We start from the raw sequence: 6,408 nt of genomic DNA, 5'->3' as shown, positions 1-6,408 counted from the left end.
GTTATATCTTTGGCCCCAGAATATACATAAGATATAAACCTTGAAACTGTAGGTAACAGACCAAACTCTAAAAGCTGTACCAATCCTGCAAGAGCAACAAAAACATACCATAACCCTATTTCTTCTTGCCATAAATATCTAAGAATAAAGGGCAACAGTAGTAAACTGGATGCAATACTCAAGAATTGAGAGAGGTATCCCCATAAAACATCCTTTTTTCTAACTACATGTTTCATGATTTAATTTGTAGTTCACTTTTGAATAATTGAATCATGTCTGACAAATCAGACAGAACAGAACGAGGTTTATAGTCAGGAATCAATTTTTTTAGTAATGAAATATCTGTAATAGGGAATATCTCTTTTGTCGCATTATTTCCATGCCAATTCACAACGCAATTTGTATTTTGAATAAGCACGCTAGCGATCTGTTCTGATGATGTATTAGTTCCTGAGGCAATGTTAATTATTTCTCCTTCAGCTTCTTTGTTATTACTCAGCTTTATGACACTTTCCGCTACATCAGTAACTGAGACATAATCTTTTTCATAATTTTTATCAACGTACATATCAATGCGTCCGTTGATTATTGCATTACGTGTTATAGAAGGCAAAAACAAGGGACTTTTTAGTGCTACCCCATAAACATTACTTGGGCGCACAATAGTAAATGGCTTACCACTTTTAAAGCATAATTCTTCCGCGACTAATTTTGTTAGATTAAAGAGTCGACGATTATCATCCTGCCTGATTATCAGATCGCTTGTTTCAGAGCTTTCATCCCCATTCATATATAATCTCGTGGAAGAAACATATATTAAGCGGTCAAAGTTAGCATTCTGGAGAAGTTCAGAGAGTAATAAGCAATTAGCAGTCAAGACATCAAATGGTTTTAGTTGGCAATCGCCATTGCCTGCGCAATAAATCAGGGTGCCAAGTTTTTTTGAAAAAATATTTGGATCGTTCCGTTCAGGAATCCACACATCTTTGTGTAAAGAATGTAGATGTCTTACTATTTCACTTCCAATAAAGCCATTCCCGCCGACTACTGTATAAATACTCATTTACTTTCCAAATTTCAATTGCTTACGAACGTCTTCCAATGAAGGAAGCTCCTTATCTTTTAAAGACAAATTTGGCTCAGAAATCGGCCAATTGATATTTATAGAATTATCATTCCAAATAATTCCTCCTTCATCCGTAGGATCATAAAAATCCGTACATTTATACTGAAAATCAGCAATGTCACTCAAAACGCAAAATCCATGGGCAAACCCAGGTGGGATATAAAACTGGAGCCTATTATCACCAGAAAGAATAATAGATTCATACTGACCAAAAGTTGGGGAGTCTTCACGTAGATCTACCGCTACATCGAACACTGTACCAGCGGTGACCGTTACCAATTTACCTTGCGGCTTTCTTTTTTGAAAATGTAAACCACGGAGCACATTACCTGTGGAACGGGAGCGATTGTCCTGAACAAAACTCTCTTTAATTCCAGCGTTTTTATAGCGTTGCTCGTGATATGTCTCATAAAAAAAACCACGTTCATCACCAAACACTTTTGGTTCAATTATTAAAAGACCATCTAATTTAGTTTTTATGATATTCATTTATTCAAAATACTCTTACTTGATAAGGCTTAATAAATAATTCCCGTAACCTGTTTTAGAAAGTGAACTCCCTATCGACTTAATATCTTCTTTACTCAGCCAGCCTTGATTATAAGCAATTTCTTCGAGGCAAGCGATCTTGAATCCCTGTCGCTTCTCGACAGTTTGCACAAATTGCGAAGCTTCAAGAAGAGAATCATGTGTTCCAGTATCAAGCCATGCAAATCCACGTCCTAATTGCTCAACCTTTAAAGCCCCCTGGTTGAGATATTCTTGGTTAATACTTGTTATTTCTAACTCACCCCTATCAGACGGTTTCACTTTTTTTGCTATTTCAACTACCTGATTATCATAAAAGTACAGCCCCGTAACGGCCCAATTTGATTTCGGATGTTTCGGTTTTTCTTCGATGGAAATAGCATTGAAGTTATCATCAAATTCGACTACGCCGAATCTTTCAGGATCCATTACTTTATAACCGAACACCGTGGCGCCGCTCAAATTATCTACTGCATGCCGCAATTGTTTTCCAAATGCCTGTCCAAAAAAGATATTATCCCCCAGGACTAAACATACTTTATCATTCGCAATAAACTCTTCTCCGAGGATAAACGCCTGCGCGAGGCCATCTGGTGAAGGTTGAACTTTATAACTAAGATTAATGCCTAAACGAGCACCATTTCCCAAGAGACGTTTGAAGCTATCACAATCCTCGGGAGTTGTGATAATAAGGATATCCCTAATACCAGCCAACATTAGCACTGAAAGCGGATAATAAATCATTGGCTTGTCATAAATCGGTAATAACTGTTTCGAGGTTCCCAATGTAATTGGATGCAAGCGTGAACCTGAGCCACCGGCTAAAATAATGCCTTTCATTTATTGTTATCTCCATATTGTGTTGAAAGCCATGAAGCATATGCTCCACTTTTAACATTACTCACCCACTGCTCATTCGTTAGATACCATTCCACCGTCTTACGAATCCCGCTTTCGAATGTCTCCTCAGGCTTCCAGCCCAGTTCAACACCTATTTTATGTGCATCAATCGCATAGCGACGGTCATGGCCCGGACGGTCAGCAACATACATAATCTGATCGCGATAAGACCCCTCTTTAGGCACAATCTCATCAAGCAGATCGCAAATCGTATGGACCACGTCCAGGTTCTGCTTCTCGTTATGACCACCAATGTTGTACGTTTCACCCGGTTTACCTTTAGTGACAACGGTGTACAGTGCACGCGCATGATCTTCCACATACAACCAGTCACGGATCTGATCGCCTTTACCGTAAATTGGGAGCGCTTTACCGTCCAGCGCATTCAGAATTACCAGCGGGATCAACTTTTCCGGGAAGTGGTACGGGCCGTAGTTATTCGAACAGTTGGTGACAATAGTTGGGAAACCATAGGTACGCAGCCAGGCACGAACAAGATGGTCGCTTGAGGCTTTTGATGCTGAATACGGGCTGCTAGGCGCATAAGCCGTGGTTTCAGTGAAGAGCGGCAGCTCAGCTGATGCCGGGTGCTCATCAGGATGCGGCAAATCACCATACACTTCGTCGGTAGAGATGTGATGGAAACGGAAGGCTTTCTTCGCTTGCTCATCCAACGTTGACCAGTAAGCACGAGCGGCTTCCAGCAGTACATAAGTGCCGACGATATTGGTTTCGATAAACGCAGCCGGGCCGGTAATAGAACGATCGACGTGACTTTCGGCGGCCAGGTGCATCACCGCATCAGGCTTATGTTTTGCGAAAATGCGATCCATGGCGTTTTTATCGCAAATATCCGCATGCTCAAAAGCATATCGATCGCTGTCGCTGACTTCACTAAGCGACTCAAGGTTGCCGGCATAGGTCAGCTTATCCACGTTGACGACGTCGTCCTGGGTATTTTTAATAATATGTCGTACAACCGCTGAGCCGATAAAGCCGGCCCCGCCCGTCACAAGAATTTTCACGTTATCTGTTCCGTCTAGTATATATGTCTGGATACTGGCGTTCTGAAACCTGAGCATTTATTGACGGTTTCAGAAATTGAGCACGCTACCGCCCCTGGCTTAACAGCTACCAGTGCACTGAGCGATCTCCGATTAAATGATTTTTTTGTCTGGATCCAGACAAAAAACTGGCGTTAATTGTCGTCCTAAACGACCTCAGAAACAAGCACAAATCGCTACAAAGCGATCCAGATTTAAACCCTGTAACTCTATGTAATCATAGGATTAATAATAAAAAACGGCAGTCATCATTTTGGCTATATCTCAATACACCAAAATAATGACTGCCGCTTGTTCAAGACGTTGCAGGAATATCAGTCGTTTGCGAGCAACTTCTCAATACGGGTTCTGAACTTCGCCCCTTCCTTCAGGTTACGCAGTCCATAGTTCACGAACGCCTGCATATATCCCATTTTCTTACCGCAGTCATAGCTGTCGCCGGTCATCAGCATCGCGTCAACGGACTGTTTTTTCGCCAGTTCGGCAATCGCGTCGGTCAGCTGAATACGGTCCCAGGCGCCTGGCTCGGTTTTTTCCAGCTCTGCCCAGATATCGGCGTTCAGAACATAACGGCCAACCGCCATCAGGTCCGAATCCAGCGTCTGTGGTTGATCCGGTTTTTCGATGAACTCAACGATGCGGCTCACCTGCCCTTCCGTTTCCAGCGGTTCTTTAGTCTGGATAACGGAGTACTCGGAGAGATCGCCCTTCATGCGTTTCGCCAGCACCTGGCTACGGCCGGTTTCATTGAAACGCGCCACCATTGCCGCCAGGTTGTAACGCAGCGGATCGGCAGAAGCGGTATCGATGATGATGTCCGGAAGAACAACAATGAATGGGTTATCACCCACAACCGGACGAGCACACAGGATAGAGTGGCCCAGGCCCAGCGGCTGCGCCTGACGCACGTTCATGATGGTCACGCCCGGCGGGCAAATAGACTGCACTTCCGCCAGCAGCTGGCGTTTGACGCGCTGCTCAAGCAACGCTTCGAGTTCGTAAGAGGTGTCGAAGTGGTTTTCTACCGCATTCTTGGAGGAGTGCGTAACCAGGACGATTTCTTTGATCCCTGCAGCAACAATTTCGTCGACAATGTACTGAATCATTGGCTTGTCGACGATCGGCAGCATCTCTTTAGGAATGGCTTTTGTGGCTGGCAGCATATGCATGCCCAGGCCTGCTACCGGAATGACTGCTTTCAAATTAATCATTATTTCTTCCACCTTAAAATGGTTGACGAATTATAGCTCTTAAACCTGTTTTCGCCAGCATGATTTGCCGTAATCCTTGGGCAATGTTACGCCTTAGCATCACAAATTTCTGTAGTTGTAATCTGATTAGATCGCGCTTTTATGCCAGGAATAGTCTCAAAACTGATGATTGTCGATTATCTGTGCGGAAGCGCAAAGTTAAGCCTTTCCACATTCACTACCTGCTGGTCGACCCGGTCAATATCGACCGAGCTTTGCCCCTTCTCATTCACTGCTTTTATGTTCGCCAGCGACAGCAACGTCTCGTCTTTCGCCATGAATTTACCCCGCACATCCTTGCGCAGGTCGAAGTTGATTTTCAGGGCGGGCCCCACAGCGGCTTCCTGCATCACATTGATATTGCGTAAAAAAAGATGTTGCGGCTTGTTGTGCAGCTCCAGCGTCGCCCGCTGCATCTCCACGTTGGTTATCGCCACAAACGAGGTGGCGTTACCGGATGAAATCTGTATTCCGCGCAATTTATACGCAAGCTGACGATTATCGAGATGAATATTGTTGAGCTTGAAGTTCTGCGGGATGGACAAATAATCGCCTTTTATCACCCCATAGCCGATTAACATTCCGGCACTGTTCACCATGTCGACATTATCAATAATGAAATTATCACAGCCATAAATGGCCACCGTGGCGTTGTCTATTCCCGCCTTTTTACTGAAGTCGGGAGTTATATTTTTGGCCTTAATATTGCGGATAACAAAATGCTTACCGTTTTCAACGTGCACCAGCTGGCGACAGTTGCTGCCGGTGATGTTTGCCACCACGAAGTTCTTGACGGTTTGCTTCTCCGGATAGTCGTTATCGTAGGTGCTGCCGGCGAGGCCAATGCCGATGCCCCAGTTGATCTTGCCGTTGGTGCAGTTGATGTTGTCGATGACATGGTCAGAGATCAGGATATTGCGATCGTTGATGGCGACGTTCCACTCGATCGCATCCCCCTGGAGATGGCTAAATTTGCTGTTGGTGATGCGGGCGCCGTCCACCTGGTTATGGAAACCCTGGCGCAGAATGGCGTAGTTGGCCTGGCTCACGCTAATGTTATCAATCAGCAAATTGCGCATTACGCTCGGTTTCTTGCCGCCGATGTAGATCTGCGTCACCGGGCCAAAACCGCTCATGGCCAGCCCTTTGATAACGCAGTCAGAGCCGCGAACGTCGAGCGTGATGTTCTCCGTGCGGCCAGCACCTTCGCCTATCACTTTGCTGCCTTCCTGCAGAACAAAGCGGCCGCGCCCGTTGCCGGCTAACGCCCCGCGGATCAGCAGCGTTTTACCGTCGGGAATGAAAATACCGGTATTGATGTTTTCGCAGGTGAGCCCGGCCGGGACCACGACGGTGTCACCGTCATTGAACGCCTGCTTAAAAGCGGCGATCCAGTCGTTGTTATTGTACTGATTAACAGAGACCGTTCTGCCGCTTGCCGCCCGCGCGATGCGTGACGACAGCAGCGGCGTGGCCGCCAGAACGGAGAGAGAAGAAACAAAGGTGCGTCGGGTAATCTTTTTCAGCATACATCCTCGGC

Annotated in this window: 6 protein-coding genes and 1 pseudogene; all 7 read right to left on the bottom strand. The window is 45.4% G+C overall.

The annotated features are described in order from the left end of the window. A pseudogene (locus USF70_RS19535) lies at window positions 1–236 on the bottom strand (hypothetical protein); the annotation flags it as partial. Beyond that, window positions 233–1,063, bottom strand: coding sequence for an SDR family oxidoreductase (locus USF70_RS19530; RefSeq protein ID WP_320735933.1), 831 nt, complete (start codon window positions 1,061–1,063; stop codon window positions 233–235). The gene USF70_RS19530 and the pseudogene USF70_RS19535, both read right to left, overlap by 4 nt. Further along, window positions 1,064–1,615, bottom strand: coding sequence for a dTDP-4-dehydrorhamnose 3,5-epimerase (gene rfbC / locus USF70_RS19525; RefSeq protein WP_087822992.1), 552 nt, complete (start codon window positions 1,613–1,615; stop codon window positions 1,064–1,066). It lies immediately after the preceding gene. Between the two features lie 15 nt (window positions 1,616–1,630). Further along, a complete protein-coding gene (gene rfbA / locus USF70_RS19520; protein ID WP_115875788.1) occupies window positions 1,631–2,494 on the bottom strand; it encodes a glucose-1-phosphate thymidylyltransferase RfbA in 864 nt (287 codons plus the stop codon). Continuing rightward, window positions 2,491–3,579 (bottom strand): dTDP-glucose 4,6-dehydratase, encoded by a 1,089-nt coding sequence (gene rfbB, locus USF70_RS19515; protein ID WP_320735932.1) that lies wholly within the window; start codon window positions 3,577–3,579, stop codon window positions 2,491–2,493. Before rfbB ends, rfbA begins: the two co-directional genes overlap by 4 nt. Before the next feature lie 353 nt (window positions 3,580–3,932). Then, entirely contained in the window at window positions 3,933–4,829 is an 897-nt protein-coding gene (gene galF, locus USF70_RS19510; protein ID WP_029742022.1) for a GalU regulator GalF, read from the bottom strand. Window positions 4,830–5,005: 176 nt separating this feature from the next. Further along, the gene (wcaM, locus tag USF70_RS19505) at window positions 5,006–6,397 is read right to left on the bottom strand and encodes a colanic acid biosynthesis protein WcaM (protein WP_320735931.1); all 1,392 of its coding nucleotides are present in this window, start codon (window positions 6,395–6,397) and stop codon (window positions 5,006–5,008) included. Window positions 6,398–6,408 lie beyond the last annotated feature (11 nt).

Origin of the sequence: Enterobacter sp. 237C8 (genome assembly GCF_034106865.1) — a bacterium.
GTDB classification, from domain to species: domain Bacteria; phylum Pseudomonadota; class Gammaproteobacteria; order Enterobacterales; family Enterobacteriaceae; genus Enterobacter; species Enterobacter asburiae_B.
Note: the sequence above shows the minus strand (reverse complement) of the source record. Positions and strands in the feature narration are given on the sequence as shown.